The organism is Oligoflexia bacterium (assembly GCA_034439615.1).
Lineage (GTDB): Bacteria > Bdellovibrionota > Bdellovibrionia > JABDDW01 > JABDDW01 > JAWXAT01.
Map to the genome: position 1 here is coordinate 185,767 of JAWXAT010000047.1, position 16,988 is coordinate 202,754.

A 16,988-nucleotide genomic window follows, 5' to 3' on the forward strand; every position below is an offset into this window, starting at 1 on the left:
GTTTGAACTGTACTCATTTGTAACTCCGCTGTGCTAAATGCACGTTCTCAAATTCGAGTTTTTCTTTATGTAGTACTGGTTGTTTATCTGCACCTTGATATTGCCAAGCAGACACATGACCGTATTTTTCGTCGTCACGTAATGCTTCACCATCTGGTGTTTGACTTTCTTCTCTGAAATGACCACCACATGATTCAGCACGCTCAAGTGCATCTTTTGCCATGAGCTCACCTAATTCTAAAAAGTCAGCAACTCGGCCTGCAACTTCAAGATTTTTATTAAACGTTTCGTTTGAAGCCGGGATTTTAACATTTTGCCAAAATTCTTCTCGCAGAGTTTGAATTTTTGAAATTGCTGTTTTTAAACCAGATTCTGTGCGACCCATTCCCACGTGATCCCACATGATGAGTCCGAGTTCTCGATAAAATTCCATTACTGGCTTACGACCCTTTTCGCTGATTTTGAAAAATCTTGCGATCTGATCTTTAACTGACGCTTCAGCCATAGCAAACTCAGGATGATCCACTGTAACTTTACTTAAACTATTAGAAGCTAAGTATTGGCCAAGTGTGTATGGAATAACGAAGTATCCGTCAGCTAAACCTTGCATTAATGCACTTGCACCTAATCTATTCGCACCGTGATCAGAAAAGTTTGCTTCTCCTAAAACATGAAGTCCTGGAAGATTACTCATCAAATTGTAATCAACCCACAAACCACCCATCGTGTAATGTACAGCTGGGTAAATGCGCATGGGCACTTCATAGGGGTTTTCACCCGTGATTTGTTGATACATTGAAAAAAGATTTCCGTATTTTTCTTTAATCACACTCATGCCGTCGCGCTTAATAGCATCTCTAAAATCGAGATACACAGCTAAGCCACTCTCACCGACTCCGCGGCCTTCATCACAAACCGCTTTTGCAGCTCGAGAAGCAACGTCGCGAGGAACGAGGTTTCCAAAACTTGGGTAGCGCCTCTCTAAATAATAATCGCGCTCACCTTCTGCAATTGTCTGAGGTGATTTTTTACAATCTTCTTTTTTAACCGGCACCCAAACACGCCCGTCATTACGAAGGCTCTCACTCATCAAAGTTAATTTTGATTGGTAATCACCTGAAACAGGAATGCATGTAGGATGAATTTGTGTGAAACAAGGATTAGCAAAAAGTGCTCCTCGTTTGTAACAACGCCAACTTGCTGTTGCGTTAGAATTAAATGCGTTTGTTGATAAATAATAAACCCGGCCGTAACCACCTGTGCAAAGAAGAACAGCGTCTCCTGCATGACGTTCAAGAGCACCCGTAACAAGATTTCGGGTAATGATTCCGCGAGCTTTTCCGTCGACCAAAACAAGATCTAGCATTTCTCGTCTTGGAAACATTTCAACGTGACCAGTTTCTACTTGGCGCATAAGTGCACCATAGGCACCCAAGAGAAGTTGTTGACCGGTTTGTCCTCGAGCATAAAAAGTGCGCGAAACTTGTGCGCCTCCAAATGATCGATTTGCAAGTTCTCCACTATACTCTCGCGCAAAAGGAACACCTTGAGCCACACACTGATCAATAATGCTTTTACTCAGTTCTGCCAGTCGATAGACATTGGCTTCCCGTGCACGAAAATCACCACCTTTTACTGTGTCATAAAAAAGTCGCCAGACACTATCGCCGTCGTTTGGATAATTTTTCGCAGCATTTATTCCACCTTGCGCGGCAATACTATGAGCTCGGCGTGGTGAATCTTGAATACAAAAACTTTTTACATTGTAGCCAAGTTCCGAGAGTGATGCCGCAGCTGAGGCTCCAGCAAGACCTGTTCCGACAACAAGAATTGTGTGTTTTCTTTTATTCGCAGGACTAACCAATTTCATTTCACTACGGTAACGTTCCCACTTTTCAGTTACTGGACCTTCTGGAATATGCGCGTCTAATTTCATTTTAATGCTCCGCCTAAATCAAAGTAGATCCAAATAGGTATAAAGAGAAATCCTACAGATAAAAGAAAAGCGGTAATGACACCAAGACAGTAAATCGGTTTTGAAAGTCTTGGAGTCATTGCACCCAATGATTGAAAAGCACTCCAAAAACCGTGACGCAAATGAAAGCCAACAAATATCATCACACTCACATATCCAATAACCCAAAGTGGATTGTGGAAAACTTCGTTAACAAGTCGTGCAAGATCACGGGAAGGCTCACCGTTAAGCTGAGTCACATAACCTTCAGGTACACTTGGCCCAAATTTGAATTGCCAAACATGAACAATTAAAAAAACAAGAATTACAATACCCGTAACGATCATATTGCGAGAGCTAACGTTACTCGTCTCAATTCCTTTTGAACGATACATCTTGTAGCCCACGGGTCGTGCATCACTATGACTCTTTTTAACAGTGAATGCCGCAATGATGTGAACTAAGAATGTTAAAACAAGTCCGATCTCAGCGATATAAAGTAGAACACCAAAGCTCGCTAAATACTTGGTGTAGGCATTAAAAGTTTGGCCCCCATCAAGTTTATAGAGGCTGATGTTTCCAAGAAGATGAGTGATTAAAAATATCAATAAAGCCAGCCCCGTTAGGGACATCAGATATTTTTTGCCAATTGACGACGTGAGTGATTTTTTAAGCGTGAGCATACGATGTAATTCCTTGTTTTTTAAGCAGTTTAACATTACGAGTTTATTCCTAAGCAAGTTTTCAAGTCAAGAATTGCGCGCTTGAAACAAGGAGATGACTTCATGGAATCAATTACTTCAGATTGCCCTTATTGCGACGAGCCCATTGCCGCAGAATTTGATGGCACAGGAGCAGGAACCGAACGCTTCATCGTCGATTGTGACGTATGCTGTAAGCCAATCGAGTTTGTTGTAAGAATGACTCATGATGGCGAGTATGAGTTCGACGTTAAGACCGACGCGGATTAAGGAGACATTATTTTGGATAAGTATCTTTGCATGTCATTCCACCGTAGTACATGAGGAAGTAGCGCGTCGCCATATACGGATACGTTTTAGTGATCTCAAGAAATTCAGGCCATGCGTTTTGCTCTTTGGCCAAAATAGCAATTTCTTTGACAGGAGTATCCCACACATTTTTAGAAAGTTTTGGGTACGTTTCAAAATAATTCCAAAAAAATAACACGCTATAGACCAAGCTCACAATAACAAGGGTATTTTTAAACTGAGCCCAACGTTCAAGTGCTATAGCCAGCAAATACCCGCTGACCAATGAAATAAAAGGCCAGGCACCTACTGATCTCAATGCATGGGGTATGCGTTCCCACGTCAGTGCAGCAGGCACGAGCCCAATAAGAAAACCTAGAAGACAAAAGATCAAACGACGATCCCATGGTTTTTTTACTCTACTCTTAATTAAAAAAATAATTCCCATTCCTACAGCTAAGATATCAACCCAACCTAACTCTCCAGTAAATTGTGTTGAGTGGCGAAGATTCGCATCTCCACTCCAAAATAAAAATACAGGGGACATATGCAAGAGTAGATTTTTAAGAAAAACCGGAATAATTCCAAAAATACTTTCAATGTGATGATGATCCATATACTTCGCCGAAAAAATTCCAACAGCATTCATGCGCCTTTGCATATCACCATTTAAAATGGGTAAGATCCAGGGTAAGCCAGTTGTCACAGCAACAACAACGGCCATAAAGAGAAGCGTAAATGTTTGCCTTGAAAACCCTTGATACCAAAAAATTATTATGAAAAGTAGCGGGATCACCGCTCGAGCGGGCGGATAAGAATACATGGCCACTGAAAATAATAACCCTGCAAGCATTGCGTCCCAGATTTTGGTTCCTCGAATTAAAAAATAAATTCCCCACACCATTCCCATAGGAAATAATGTCGGATCATCAGCCGCAATACGCGACACTGAAAATGCCCAGGGTGACATTGTCGCTGCAAGTACAGTCATCAATGCCGCGGACTTTCCAAATAATTGATTTGCCAAAAACCAAAGCCCAATGATTGTCAGCGTGGTAACAAATGCTGACATTGCTCGAAAGGCAGATATTGAGTGTCCAAAAATCGCCGTCCAAATATATGCTGAATAAATATGAATGGGGCTATAATAACCTTCTCCACCATCTGCAAACAATGGATATGAGACTCCGGCAGCGTCATGCCCCCATTCTTGTAAACACATTACATGAGCAGCACCGCGCGCTTCATCGGCATAAAATCCCGGCGGCGATTGTTCAAGTCCCACAAAGCGAATAACCGCCCATGCGATAATCAGAAAAATGCAAAATGATAGTTTGTGAGACCAAAAATAATTATTTTTCAAGATACTGTTCGGGATCCTCAAAACATTTTTTAAAGATCTTACTCATATGAGCAGCATGAACGCCGTCCATAAAACGATGATCAAAAACCACACCAACGGTCATTCCATTTCGAGCTACAACTTGGTGATTAATCACAAATGGCATTTCGCGAATTGAACCAACTGAAATCAACAAAGGCATTCTTGAGTATGTGATCAAAGGGGGAAGTGCAACCTCAACCCCGAAACTTCCAACATTTGTAATAAGCACTGACCCAAAAGGATCTCTAGGAACTCCGAGCCACGAAAAATTTAAATTAAGTCCGTAAGTGAGCCATGAGGCAAATGATAAAAACCATTTCATCATGAACCACGGGATCCATTCGATGAGTGTGAAATTGCGTTCAAATTTTAAGTCTTTGCGATCACGAATAATTTCAGCTCTTTTTTGAAGTGCCAAGACTAGTTCTTTTAAAGTTAAATCATCAGCATCTTCGATTGTTGCGCCAGATAAGATGGCCTTGCCCGTTTTATCACCTTCTTTGGGTGGAATATTCACACTGAAAAACAGAGCAATTTTATCACGAAGATAAATGCGACTTCCTCTGATTAAACCATTTATTTCAGGACGATCTTTGAGACATCGCTTGATTGCCATACCGACAAGATGAACAGGAGAAACCTTGATATTATGAGCGCGACCGTAGTCTTCCATGAATTTAAGAGCTTTGGTCATATCGATTTCTAACCACGAGTAAACGCTCCCCTCGTGAGGGGTACGCCAACTTCCCATAGCTATTTTTCGAAATACTGGAGCACGGTCAACCCGTGTAAGTGCGATGCGACCCATATTGATATTATTTTGTCATCTTGATTGGTAAGTCAACGAACTCTAGTCGCCAGCTGGACGATCTTTTAAAATACCTAAATCATTACCATGAGTCGTTGCATTGATAATTTGTGAATTTTCTTTATCGGGCTTGCCATCATCGGGCGGGCCAATTTTACGTTGTGCAATTGATGCAGCGTTTGCTTGTTTTTCTAGCTCTTCCACTGTTAGGTTTTTTAGTTTTTGTTGTTGTTCAGGAATTGGATTTTCCATATTTCTATTCTCCTTCAATTTTTTACGCAGATCGTACAATATACCACAATAAGAGCTTACTCTATAGTTTTATTGTGGAATATTCAGAGCTACTTAATATCTAACGCTTTTTTGACTCGCGCTAAATCAAAGGCCACGGCTGAATCTTTAAGAGTCCAAAAACTTTTTTCATGGGTACGTGTATAAACAACCCAAAAAGGGAGTGCTATAACCTTAAGATCTTTGAGCAAAGTTTGGCTGAGATCGCGAATCACAGGAATTTGAAGGCGATTTTTTGTTACATAATCTGCCGCACGCTCACGGTCTTCATCCGCATTCACGGTAATGACATCGACTTCTGGATTTTGATTAAGCTCAGGTAAAGTCGTTGTCAACTTACCCTTACACTCTGAACACCAAGTGGCCCAAAAAACCACCAGTTGTTTATTCTTTTTTTCTTCAAGTGTTACTGGTTTTCCGAAGACATCTTCATATTTATAAACAGGAAGTGCATGGGCTAGATTTAATAAACAGGTTTGAATTAAAACCCCTAAAAATATCACCACTCTAGTTCTCATTTAATTTTCCCAATCTCCTGTGTGTGATAAAATCTCATCCATTTTCACCACCCCGTGCTTACTTAAGACCACCCCTTTTTCAGGAGAATGAATCACAATGCATGGAACTGTATTTTGCGAACAATGTTTTTTAAACACAATTGACTCTGTATCGTAGGCAACTGTCCACGGAACACCCAATCGCGATTTCCAATCTTGCGCATCTATAAGAATGGCGCCCACAATTATACTCACTAATTTAATTTTTGATGGCGCGATATTTTGATCACGAAGGTGCGATCTAAAACTTTTTGCCTCTTCAGCACATACGGTACAACTATCTGAAGCAAATTGGAGAACGGTAATTTTATTCCCATCACTTGCTAAATTAATTAATGAGCCATCCGTTGTCGGAAGTTCTCCCGCCAATGAAGAAGCGGTAAGTCTTTTTTTAACTCCTGGAATTTCAGTAAATTTATCACCACAACTTAAAACAAAAAACAAACATAAGAGCATGATCAAGCGCATGTTTTTTAGAAGGTCCATGTGATACCTCCTAGTACTGACCCGCCATTAGCTATTTGTGCTACGTAATAAGCACCTGTAAGTTGAAACCGCCAATCGCCATAAGAATATTGAAACCCCAGACCATACTGATCAGTGCCGACTTTTGTTTTTGTATCAGTGCGAGGTTCATATTCACTCTCAATAAGTAAACCGTATGAAACTGAGAGCAAAAGATCATAAATGGGCTCATATGTTACAGCGAGTTCACCTTTTGCCAAATTGAAATATCCACGCTCGTCATGAAGTGCTGATTGTTCATCTTCACTGATGTACCCAGCCATACCTTGCAAATAAATATGACGAGTAAGTGCATAACCCAATCTATCTTCAATGCCAAAATTTCTGGGTCGTTCGCCTAATCGTTGGGTAGATGTTGTCTTTACAAGATTTTTCATTTTTTTACTGATGATTTGTTCATAATATAAAGCAATGCTTGATGTGTTTATTGTAACAGCACGAGCTTTTGTCGCCAAATCACGATCAATAAAATAGCTTAAGGGTTGAACTTGTTGTTGATACGAATATTCCACACCAAGCAATGTAGATTTATTAAAAAAACCCTCTTCAAATGAAAGATCGATTTTTTGCATTTTAAAAGGAGAATCAGAAAGTGAACTGGTTACTCTTAAATTTGCACTGTGTGAACTTGTTGCAAGTGTTAAGTGAGCCATACCTTGATACTCTTGGGTTCTTTTTTTACCGATTTCTGAAAGTCGCCGTTCATTTCCCTGACGATCTCGTACGATGTAACTTGAATAATCTGGCTGCAATACCGTCACACTTGAAGCAATACTGGCAATATCACCAAGATTTTGAATTCGATACTCATATGTGTGTTCTGTTCGTTTAACCTGACTCGAAGATGTGTTAGCCGTAGTAACGGGCTGACTAAGTGCTGACTGCATTTGGTATTGAGTATAAAATTGCTGAGAAAAGCCCCAACTAAGTTGAGGCCAAACCAAAATAATTATTAGTGAGCACAAGTTGCGCATGCGACTCCAGCTGATGACTGACTTACAGCATTTAAATTAGTTAACACACTCTGTGACGCTGGAGTCAGTCGGTTTTTTAGTTCCATAGCTGGGTGATTTACATACCCCCGCTCCACATCACTCATGGAAGCACAACCCACTACCAATGCTGTTACTAAAACCAATAATCGAATCATTATTGCGCTAATATTTTGCTTAATTCAGCATAATTGGCGTCAGACCATCCGCCGATATGTTTGTAGATAACTTTATTAGTTTTATCGACGACGTAAGTTGTGGGCGTGGAATAAGTATTGTATGCTTGAGCGACTGCTCGTTTTGAATCTAAAGGCACTTCAAATTTTATTAGATCTTGATACTTTCTAACAAAATCTACGACGGCTTGCTCGTTGCGATCTATAGCAATCAAACGAGTAGTGGTTGTTGTTTGTGCTTCTATTGAAAGCTTGGTGAGATTAGGAAGATTATCTATGCAGGATCCACAAGTTGTTTGAAAGAAATCTAAGAGCAAATACTGTGTACCTTCGTTGCGATCACAAAGTGAGTGATTTGCGCGTGAACCATCAACTTTTATCTGATCAACGTTCAAACAGGGAGCTTGGTCACCAACCTCGGTTGCGAGAGCTGAAAACGAAAGTAATAAAATTGCAAACACGGTTAATGTGCCTTTAAGCATTGAAACCCCCAGTTTAAAGATGTGGGCTCGGTTAGCCCCAATCCTGTTTTAATTGTTTTGATATGTGATTCCGCCCTAAACGGATATCCCAAGTTATCTCGATTTGGCTTTATTGGGAAACATAAACTTGCACTTAACGCTCTGCGATTGAGCAATTAGTTTAATATCGAAATTGTTTGCAGCGCTGCTCTGGTTTGCTAAAAGTTTAATAGAGTTAACAAACATAGGAGGTAGCCCATGAAGTTTTTAAATATGATAGCGATCATAGCCCTTTTTTCAATCAGTGCCGTCGCAGGTGAGAAATCCACAAGTAATAACCCAAACTATCTTTTACGATACACACTCCACCCTGGGTATTCACATCAACCCGTTAAAACCACTACTACTGTCTATATAAATGGAATTGTTTTGCATGAGTCACATGCGTTTCAAGAAAACGTTATCAAAACCACAAGGGTTGCAAAACTTAGCCCCCCAAGTGTTGCTAATTTAATGGCCGCCATTAAACGCATTAATGCAACTGACCTTGTTGATCTCGATGACGGAGGGCCGATATGTATGGATGAATCCACACCAGTTTTTGAAGTGAAAAAAGGCACTGAAGAAGCCATTGTCATCTCAACGCATAAAGAATGTCATCGATTCGAAATGCCAAATTCAGCTGAGGCTCGCAAGCTTAAAAACTTATTAATGGCTTTGTCTGAACTATCACCTTAAATCATGGGACTTTTTGAACCTGTATTTATTCCAAATCTTGGAACAAACCACATACCCCAAAATCTCCAAATATACTTTATTTGCAACTGACCTCACTCATGATGGGGTCAGTTTATTGCAATGAGAAAGTCGAATCATAAAGTACAAGGGGGCATTCGTGCTTGGAGTTCGATTTTTAGGTTTTTTATTTACGCTTCTTGTTTTTGTCAGTAGCTCAGCTTTTGGCCAGACAGATAACAGACTCAGACTTATGTTTTTAGATGTCGAAGACCCCCATGAAGTCGACTCCTGGATCGTCGAACTCAACCTACAACCATCCCCGACCTGTCCTAGTGATTATTGCAATGATGAGTTTATAGCTTCACGCCCGACGTTGCATGTTAAAGGCCAAGAGGAAATTTTAAAGTATATAAAAGAAAAAAAGATTTTCTCAAATGCCGTTTTTATTTCTGGCCATCATTCAGCAGGTTTTTTTGGAGTTAAAGGTAGGTTTTCTAAACTCTCTCTTGAAGTACTTACTGATGATCAGGCATGTCTTCCATTTTTTTGTAAACCAAAGTTTGTCTATTTAGGAGGGTGTTACACAACAGCAAGTCGATTTGCTGAAGTAGAAATTGACCCGTATCAATATCTTCAAAGAGTACTCACCCATGAGAATGAAGTGCCTCGCACACAATTGATTATTTCTGCGATCCATCAAATTGCCAATAAAGGTGATAAAAATCCGTACGCCCCTGTTTTTCCAAATGCCACACTTTTTGGTTACGATGAACGAGGGCCAGGCAAAAATTCAATTCCATACATAAAAATTTTAGTTTCTTCATTTTTAAATTACTTAAAGCAGTTAACCAGGGCCCCAACATCTTCGACTGCTTTATTTGAACTTTTAAAACTAGATAGAAACCATAGCCACTATGCCCAAGCTTCGAAGTGGTGGTCAGAAGAGGGCTCCAGAGTGAGCACTACAAAAAGTGCGAGCTATTTTCCTGATCATCCGATTATGCAAAGTAATATTGATCTAGAAAAATTTCAAAAAAACACAAAATCACAAACCGAACTACTGTTTCAAATGAGTCTTGCACTTATCGATAATTCAAACACTTGGGGTTTTACAGTTGATCAAAGTCGACTACTGTTACAAGATTTAGATAATGCACTTGAGGGAGCGGCAAGCCCGCCAACAGAGCTGAAAAATAAATTAACACAAGCTGCGCTTAAAATCTTAAGCGATAACCCTACACAAAAAGTTTTAGCACTTCACGCATTGAGAATCTCACGCTCTGATAACCCAAGTGTTCATAAAATGGTGGCTCAAGAATTAAAAAACGAAGACATTTACATTCGACAAGCGGCAATTAAAGCTTTAGATAAATTTCAATCAAAAGATCATCAAATTCTTGAAGCAATCTTAGAAGCATTTAGCGATTCAAATGAAATGATCAGGGCTTTTGCGGCATCTGTTGTTGGTCGAATGAAACCAAAAGATCATAAAACACATCTTGCCTTAGCCGGGTTATTACAAGATCAAACAGAGAGTGTTGTTTTAAATGCGCTTGATGCTTTAGTGACTATTGAAACTACAGATGCATCGATACTTCAAACTATTGTTAGTCTTTTAAAAACATCTACTTATAAAGATGTAAAAATTCGCGCAGCTTATGTGTTTCAATTTATCAAACACAGAAATGAAGTTATTAATCTTGCACTTGGTGAGGCCCTTAATGACTCAAATAGTTTTGTACGCTTAAATGCTGCATTAGCATTAGGCCTTAACAAGAATTCTTTGCTCCAAGCACAATCTGTTCTTGTTGAATTGTTAAATGATTCAGAACCATGGGTGCGAGCGAATGCGGTTCGCGGATTAGGTGTTATAAAATCTCCAAATACAGAGATTCAAATGGCAATTTCCAAAATGATTTCTGATTCTGATGCCAACACAAGAATGAATGCCATACTGGCTCTTATTCCCGTTAAGGTTCAAGACACATCGATTTTGGCAGCCATAACACTTGCACTTACAGATTCAGATGAGTTTACACGCCTTGCAGCTCAAGATTTTTTCAAGGCCCGTGCTCCTCATTGAGCCATCAACGGATTTTCATCAAAAAAGTTCATAGGTTTTAAAGTAAAACCAGTTTTATGCACATTCATGATTGGCCATTCTTCAGGACGAGGAACATGGGTGACGCCAAAAGTGTACCACATGACAACATCTTGCTCTTCGAGTGATTCATTATTGGCTATGTATTTTGGCAGACCTTCGCCCGCAGGAGCTGTGGTCGGATACAAAGCTGCCCCACTGGTTTCATCATCTTTATAAACAGTAAACCACATCGGATGCTCGATAAAGCGCGCACGAAGGCGAATTTGATTACTCGGATCTAAATAGGGCACGGCCGATTCACCAGGCACGATCGCGTATCCGCGAGGATGTCTTATTTTATTTCTCGAATTATAATTCAACACCTTCCATTTACGTGCTGTTGCAGGTGATAAATCACGCACTGCTGATTTTTCAGTTTTTAAAATAGTGTTATGTGCTTCAAAGGCGTTTCCATTTTCATTTAATTTTGATTTTGCAAGTTTCACAACATTATTTTCTGCTGCTGAATTTCCTAAGGCACCATCAATATCAAAATCAATTCTGAAATTAAAAAAATGCTGATGAAGTGGAGCTAAAATGTTTTTTTCAACTAATGGCAGACATCCCTTCGTACACGGATTGGTTTGAACAGAAGAACCTTTCGCTAGTAAAATGCCCGTGAGAAGTGCTTCAACTTGAATGCTACCATCCATATGAAAAATATAATTAATACCGTAATCATAGTTTCCAATGGTGGTCATGAACGTCATGACTAATTCTTGTCCACGCCTCATATCGACTTCGCCATTTTCAGCATTGCGATGTTTCCACAAAATCCCTGTGTCTCGCTCGTAAACGGCAATGCCTTTAAAGACACTAGGCTTCCCACCGAGATCGTCGGGTATCACGACATCAAGTAAAAGTGCATGACTTGGTACATCTTTTCCTGATTCAAGTGAGTGAAGTGTTTTACCGATGCCATACTCACCAACATCAAATGCATTTCTAAACGACCATGTTTTTTCTGGAGAAGCATACGGAACCAACATTTCTGACAGCGCAATTTTATAAAGCAGCGTTCGATCTGTATCAGTTTCACGATAGCGAACGTGATAAATCTGTAAACCCTGAAGTGGATCCATGTTGTAGCGAAATTTCCAACGATACCACGCAATTTCTTGACCAGAAATTTTAATCGACGAACCTTTTGGCAATGTGGTTACGAGTGGCTTTAATGGCTCCACCGAAACTTTAGAATCTGCACTTGAAAGTTCGTTTAGTTTTTCGATAGCAGGTGGATTTTCGACATCCCAAACACTCACGACTTTTTCTTGAGAAAGATCAACTGTTACGACTACACCTTCAATAGGGCGAGAGTAGAAATTTTTGCCTGCACCTTTGTAATAAGAAAGTGCACGAAGCAGTCTCTTCTCAGTTCCTTTTTCAGATTTGCTCAATAAACCTGGCGCCCAAATATCGACAAACACATTTGATAAATCTTTTATTCCTCGAGCATGCATACTTTTTTGCCAAGAGGTATTCGCCCGCACAAGTGCCCGTGCTCGGTCATACTCTTCAATTAAAACGGGAGGTTTTAGCCCTGGAAGGTCTTTAATTTTTAGAATTTTTGAAGTTGTAAGATCAATAGTTAATTCGCTCATCAAAGATTTTTTGTAATCAAACACAACAACATTAGCTTGCCTGAATTTTTCTGCTTTTCCACCAAGCCAATCAGCCTTTAAAGGCTCTTGACGTTTTACGATGGGAAATCTTATTCCATCAGCAAACTTTCCTGAGTCTTTGACAATTTGGATAGCTTTTACAACTTCATCAGAACTGAGATCATCAAAGGGATGTACCGCCCAAGCTGTATTGATCAATGAACATACTAGAAAAAAACTGAGCAATGGGTGTGACTTCATCTATGCCTCAATTCAGATTTTAAAAGTTGTGATTTTGAAAATGATATATGCCACAGAAAATATTAGAGGCCAAGCTTACAATTGCAGAAAATAAAAACCGCATTTTTTTCAATGGCGGTCCGTTGGTTCACCCTATAGAACGTCCCAATAGAATCCACCTGTAAGTGTGGCCGTACCCAGGCCATTAGTGACCTGAATAATAAATGTATGTCTACCAGTTGAAAGGTTGGAAAGTTGGACACCTGAAGTGCACGGCGCAAAACTTCCTGAATCTAATTTACATTGAAATGTTGGTGCGTGAGCATCTGAATTAAATGTAATTGTGGCCGATGTAGAAGTTGAAGTAGTGGGTGGGTTTGACGTGTTTAAGTTTATGAAATTTTCATCGACATTCCAGTTGAAATTTTCTGAAGCCCACATGGTACCTGCATTGTTTGTTGCAAAAACTGTAAAGTAGTGAATCCCGTCAGTGAGATTTGTATAGTTAAATGGCGATGTGCAGGGTACAGCGGCTCCTGCATCTAATTTACATTGAAAAGTAGAGCCTGATTGTAGAGTCGAAAAACTAAATGAAGCTGATTTTAAACCTGCAAATTTAAGCGGTTTGTTTGTAATAGTTAGTGCGTCTATAGGGTCAGTGATAGGGGGTTTGACAATGTTTATTTTAGCATCTGTCGGGCTACTAGAATTTTGTGTGGTAGAATTTTGTTTTGCACAGCCAATATTAAGAATTATTAATACATATAGAAGATTTTTTAAATGAAACATACCACGGCCCCTTTTGTAAGTTCTTTTGCCCATTGGTTTATTACACTCTAAGTATTGCGAAGCTGATGCCAGGGCAAAAAAATTAATGCTTTCAAGGAGATCCTTAATATTTGAGAATTTACATATAAAAATGAACGTCAAAAATATGCGATAAATGACCTACAATTGCTGCTTAAGTCTTGAATTTAAACTGTTTATTAAACAAATGATCATTAGCTGTGCAGCTGCCAATAACGTAGAGATAACAACCCCACTGATTGAGGCTGAAATTTAACATTGAAGAATCCAGGATCGTGACCAGAGTATTTTTGCTCTGGTATGCTAAGCCTGATGGTTTGCTTACAAGGTAGGGGCTGGAATAAAAGTGATTTAATTGTTAACTAATGATCAAACATGCAACGAACTGTGCATATATCAATTTCGTGATTAAAGGTTACAGCATCAACAACACGGGCACTATTATAACCACTACGAAAGTAATATTCGAAATGGCTATAATCGTTGCTATAAGACGATGTGCAATATTCTCTGCTTGGTCTTCCATAATAAATATCAACATCAATATCTGCGCTTCTATAATCGTTATTATAATTTTTATCAAAAAGGTGAATTACGTAAAAATTGTCATATGACCCATCTTTATTCCATACGGGAATCCTAGATACGTTTGCTGATGATTTGGGATGATAGAACTCTGGATCATAAACATAATATATTTTTAATTTCTCGAAACGTGAATAGTGATCAGGCACCTCATTTGGCTCCATAATATGAAGGCCGCACCAGTCTTTTCCGATTATGTCAGACGTACAAGGTCTAGTCGCATGCTGAAACAACTCTCTTAAGGTTGGCAAACGACCACCTTTTTCAGCACAATACTTTGTGGCATTTGGAAATCCATTATTTGAATAATTAGTAAACATGTAAATAATTTTTCCGTCAGGATATTTCTCTACTGGGCCAAGTTCTTTATGTGCAAAAACTTTAACGGGAATAAAAAATAAAATAGAAACTATAAAAAATATTTTTTGTACGTACATAAACAAGGTCCTCCACTGAATGCTAAAGTTCTAAACACTGAGCTTATTGTGGATCTCAGCAAAAGATTCTATGCTTGAAATTGTTATAAAAAGTAGTCCTAAAAGTGGCAACAAAATTCGTTTTAACAACATATTAACTCCTAAAAGTAATCCTGTAATAACCATAGCAATTCAGGGGCCACCGTTCACATGACTAATGAAAAACAGGTGCTCTCCGGGCTTCTGAGTTGGCGATTTCAAGGCGTCATTTTAGGGCTCTGGGCCGTTTTGCTCGTTTAACTGAGAATAGATAGTTTTATTGATCCCTAAGACAGGCAAATTCATAACTTACAATATATTCGATCTGTCGCCTGAACCTTGATGGTCAAAGATTGGCTCTTTGAGTTTACTTTGATGACTACTGATCAATTTTTTATTTCTCTTAAATCATTATTTTTTTCATTATTTTTTCTTGACGTGAAATTCTAATTTCTAAAGCAGCGGTCGCTAGCTTTTTAATTATCAAAATATCAAAAATGTTAAAGCTCTTGAGTTTCTTTGCCTGACATGCCTTTTAGAGCGCCAGATTCATCACGCAAAACGGGTCTGATCTTGATTTGAAAAGTCTTTTTAAAACCCATGCTAATGTGTGCGCAGTTCGAACTTAGATTGAAAAATCAAAGTGGTTATTTATTTAAAACTTCTATTTTATCAGGGGGCTTATGAATACAAAGCTGATTCAAAAGTTAATGAAAGAAGAATCAAAACACGTTGTCAGCGGACTTAAAAATCTCGTTTCAATCGAACGCAAAAACACGGGCGAAATTCTTCATTACTTCTATGTTATTCAAAAGCGAAGAATCTTTGCTGATTATGGATACTCAAATATTTATAAATTTGGAATAAAAGAGTTAGGCTACACCGAAGCTGAAACTCAAATCAGGGTTACAAGTTCGAGGCTTTTGGGTGAAATTCCAGAATTAGAATTAAAACTTAATGAAGGTAAGTTGTCTTTATCTACTGTCTCAATGGCAAATACTTTATTTAATCGAGAGAAAAAAGCAGAGAATGCGTTTACTTTAGATAAGAAAATCGAGGTTCTTAAGAATTTTGAGAATAAATCAGTAAAAGAATGCGAAAAAGAGATCTTTAAAGTTGCGACTGTGATCCCCGTTCCACCTGAAAAGGTCAGGCAAGTTTCAAATGAAACAGCACAAATGACGATCAATGTGCCTTTAGAGTTTTTAGATGAAATTGAAACACTTAAAAATATTTATTCTAAAAGTCATCCTGGGATCACCACTGCTGAGCTTTTAGCTTTGCTTGTTAAAAAAGAGACTCAAAAGCTTGATCCTGCTCGTGAGCCTCGAAAGTACAAGCAAACGAAGGTTCAAGATAATGTTCAAGGTGGGGGTCAAACTGATTTTCAAGCTAAAGTTCAACGCGGTGTTTCTGGTACGTACGAGAAATTCGGTGCGCCCACTGCTTTTCAAAAGCGACAAGTTTGGCAGAAGTATCAGTCCCAATGCTCATTTCAAACCTTTGATGGTAAACGCTGTGATTCAAAATATGGTCTTGAGATCGATCATATCCAGCCAAAAGCTTTGGGTGGGGACACTTCTCTCGAAAATCTCAGGCTTCTTTGCAAAGCCCATAATCAAAAAGCAGCCATTGATATATTTGGCTTCACGCATATGAATCGATTTATTAACGGTCATGAAGTGAGTACTTAGGTGGCTACGGTGAGGATGATTGGGATTTGGTTTTAGACAAACTTAATATGAGCACTTAACTACATACCGTGAAGCTGAGAAATATTTTTCTATTTTCCGATCGCCGTGCTCATCTTTTTCACATGAGTTAAATCAGATTAACTCAGTGATTTCTTGATGGTGCTCGTTAGTCGGTTTTTATATTCTTAGGGATGAGTGCCGTTGACGCATGGATTCCACGTGGCTTCTTTGAACATGGTCTGTTTTACGTAATTCATTTTTAAAAACTGATTATTCAAATGTTCAAAGCTGTACAGATTCTGCCCGATTTGCTCCACGATAACTCGTTCGTAAAGACGAACTTGACCGGGTACTGTAGTGCTGTCGCTAAAATCAAAAAAAAATGGAGGAGAGAGAGGGATTCGAACCCTCGATACGGCTTTTCAACCGTATAACGGTTTAGCAAACCGCCGCCTTCGGCCACTCGGCCACCTCTCCAACAGCTAGTTCAATTAGATCGTCCAATCAAACATAGCCGAGCCCAAGAATCAACGGGATATAATACAAAAAAGGAATTGAGACTCCGCCCCAACCTTGTGTAAATACAAG

The 16,988-nt window shown here is 39.1% G+C and carries 17 protein-coding genes and 1 tRNA gene; 4 read left to right on the top strand and 14 right to left on the bottom strand.

What is annotated here, in order from left to right:
- Window positions 1–13 precede the first annotated feature (13 nt).
- Together SGI74_11700 and SGI74_11705 are read right to left on the bottom strand one after the other, a co-directional pair.
- Window positions 14–1,936: a fumarate reductase/succinate dehydrogenase flavoprotein subunit gene (locus SGI74_11700; GenBank protein ID MDZ4678158.1), complete on the bottom strand. Its 1,923-nt coding sequence runs from the start codon at window positions 1,934–1,936 to the stop codon at window positions 14–16.
- Window positions 1,933–2,637 (bottom strand): succinate dehydrogenase cytochrome b subunit, encoded by a 705-nt coding sequence (locus tag SGI74_11705; protein MDZ4678159.1) that lies wholly within the window; start codon window positions 2,635–2,637, stop codon window positions 1,933–1,935. Before SGI74_11705 ends, SGI74_11700 begins: the two co-directional genes overlap by 4 nt.
- Before the next feature lie 102 nt (window positions 2,638–2,739).
- Between SGI74_11705 and SGI74_11710 the strand changes: the two genes are divergently transcribed.
- A complete protein-coding gene (locus tag SGI74_11710) occupies window positions 2,740–2,925 on the top strand; it encodes a CPXCG motif-containing cysteine-rich protein (protein ID MDZ4678160.1) in 186 nt (61 codons plus the stop codon).
- A gap of 7 nt (window positions 2,926–2,932) precedes the next feature.
- Here SGI74_11710 and SGI74_11715 read toward each other — a convergent pair whose 3' ends face one another.
- The 8 genes from SGI74_11715 to SGI74_11750 all read right to left on the bottom strand — a co-directional run bounded on the left by SGI74_11715 (window position 2,933) and on the right by SGI74_11750 (window position 8,158).
- Complete coding sequence (locus SGI74_11715; GenBank protein MDZ4678161.1) at window positions 2,933–4,228, bottom strand: glycosyltransferase family 39 protein; 1,296 nt, start codon at window positions 4,226–4,228, stop codon at window positions 2,933–2,935.
- 67 nt (window positions 4,229–4,295) lie between these two features.
- Window positions 4,296–5,135: a 2-oxo acid dehydrogenase subunit E2 gene (locus SGI74_11720; GenBank protein MDZ4678162.1), complete on the bottom strand. Its 840-nt coding sequence runs from the start codon at window positions 5,133–5,135 to the stop codon at window positions 4,296–4,298.
- A gap of 42 nt (window positions 5,136–5,177) precedes the next feature.
- Window positions 5,178–5,387 carry a hypothetical protein gene (locus tag SGI74_11725; protein ID MDZ4678163.1) on the bottom strand — a complete coding sequence of 70 codons (210 nt, stop codon included), beginning with the start codon at window positions 5,385–5,387 and terminating at the stop codon, window positions 5,178–5,180.
- A gap of 89 nt (window positions 5,388–5,476) precedes the next feature.
- The gene (locus tag SGI74_11730; GenBank protein ID MDZ4678164.1) at window positions 5,477–5,944 is read right to left on the bottom strand and encodes a TlpA disulfide reductase family protein; all 468 of its coding nucleotides are present in this window, start codon (window positions 5,942–5,944) and stop codon (window positions 5,477–5,479) included.
- Window positions 5,945–6,469 (bottom strand): redoxin domain-containing protein, encoded by a 525-nt coding sequence (locus SGI74_11735; GenBank protein ID MDZ4678165.1) that lies wholly within the window; start codon window positions 6,467–6,469, stop codon window positions 5,945–5,947.
- On the bottom strand, window positions 6,457–7,395 hold the full coding sequence (locus SGI74_11740; GenBank protein MDZ4678166.1) for a hypothetical protein: 939 nt from the start codon (window positions 7,393–7,395) through the stop codon (window positions 6,457–6,459). Before SGI74_11740 ends, SGI74_11735 begins: the two co-directional genes overlap by 13 nt.
- Window positions 7,396–7,460: 65 nt before the next feature.
- Window positions 7,461–7,658, bottom strand: coding sequence for a hypothetical protein (locus SGI74_11745; protein MDZ4678167.1), 198 nt, complete (start codon window positions 7,656–7,658; stop codon window positions 7,461–7,463).
- Window positions 7,658–8,158, bottom strand: a complete 501-nt coding sequence (locus SGI74_11750; GenBank protein ID MDZ4678168.1) for a TlpA disulfide reductase family protein — start codon at window positions 8,156–8,158, stop codon at window positions 7,658–7,660. The genes SGI74_11745 and SGI74_11750 overlap by 1 nt, the downstream gene beginning before the upstream one ends.
- A 237-nt stretch (window positions 8,159–8,395) precedes the next feature.
- Here SGI74_11750 and SGI74_11755 point away from each other — a divergent pair, with 237 nt between their 5' ends.
- Window positions 8,396–8,875 carry a hypothetical protein gene (locus SGI74_11755; GenBank protein MDZ4678169.1) on the top strand — a complete coding sequence of 160 codons (480 nt, stop codon included), beginning with the start codon at window positions 8,396–8,398 and terminating at the stop codon, window positions 8,873–8,875.
- Window positions 8,876–9,032: 157 nt separating this feature from the next.
- Window positions 9,033–10,958, top strand: coding sequence for a HEAT repeat domain-containing protein (locus SGI74_11760; GenBank protein MDZ4678170.1), 1,926 nt, complete (start codon window positions 9,033–9,035; stop codon window positions 10,956–10,958).
- On the opposite strand, the gene SGI74_11765 is transcribed toward SGI74_11760, so the two are convergent.
- The 3 genes from SGI74_11765 to SGI74_11775 all read right to left on the bottom strand — a co-directional run bounded on the left by SGI74_11765 (window position 10,952) and on the right by SGI74_11775 (window position 14,688).
- Window positions 10,952–12,880: a tyramine oxidase gene (locus SGI74_11765; protein ID MDZ4678171.1), complete on the bottom strand. Its 1,929-nt coding sequence runs from the start codon at window positions 12,878–12,880 to the stop codon at window positions 10,952–10,954. The genes SGI74_11760 and SGI74_11765 overlap by 7 nt on opposite strands.
- 132 nt (window positions 12,881–13,012) lie before the next feature.
- Window positions 13,013–13,648 carry a hypothetical protein gene (locus tag SGI74_11770; protein MDZ4678172.1) on the bottom strand — a complete coding sequence of 212 codons (636 nt, stop codon included), beginning with the start codon at window positions 13,646–13,648 and terminating at the stop codon, window positions 13,013–13,015.
- Window positions 13,649–14,028: 380 nt separating this feature from the next.
- A complete protein-coding gene (locus tag SGI74_11775) occupies window positions 14,029–14,688 on the bottom strand; it encodes a hypothetical protein (GenBank protein ID MDZ4678173.1) in 660 nt (219 codons plus the stop codon).
- Between the two features lie 701 nt (window positions 14,689–15,389).
- On the opposite strand from SGI74_11775, the gene SGI74_11780 reads away from it, so the two are divergent.
- The gene (locus tag SGI74_11780; protein MDZ4678174.1) at window positions 15,390–16,400 is read left to right on the top strand and encodes an HNH endonuclease signature motif containing protein; all 1,011 of its coding nucleotides are present in this window, start codon (window positions 15,390–15,392) and stop codon (window positions 16,398–16,400) included.
- Window positions 16,401–16,783: 383 nt separating this feature from the next.
- Here SGI74_11780 and SGI74_11785 read toward each other — a convergent pair.
- Window positions 16,784–16,877, bottom strand: a tRNA-Ser gene (locus tag SGI74_11785).
- Window positions 16,878–16,988 lie beyond the last annotated feature (111 nt).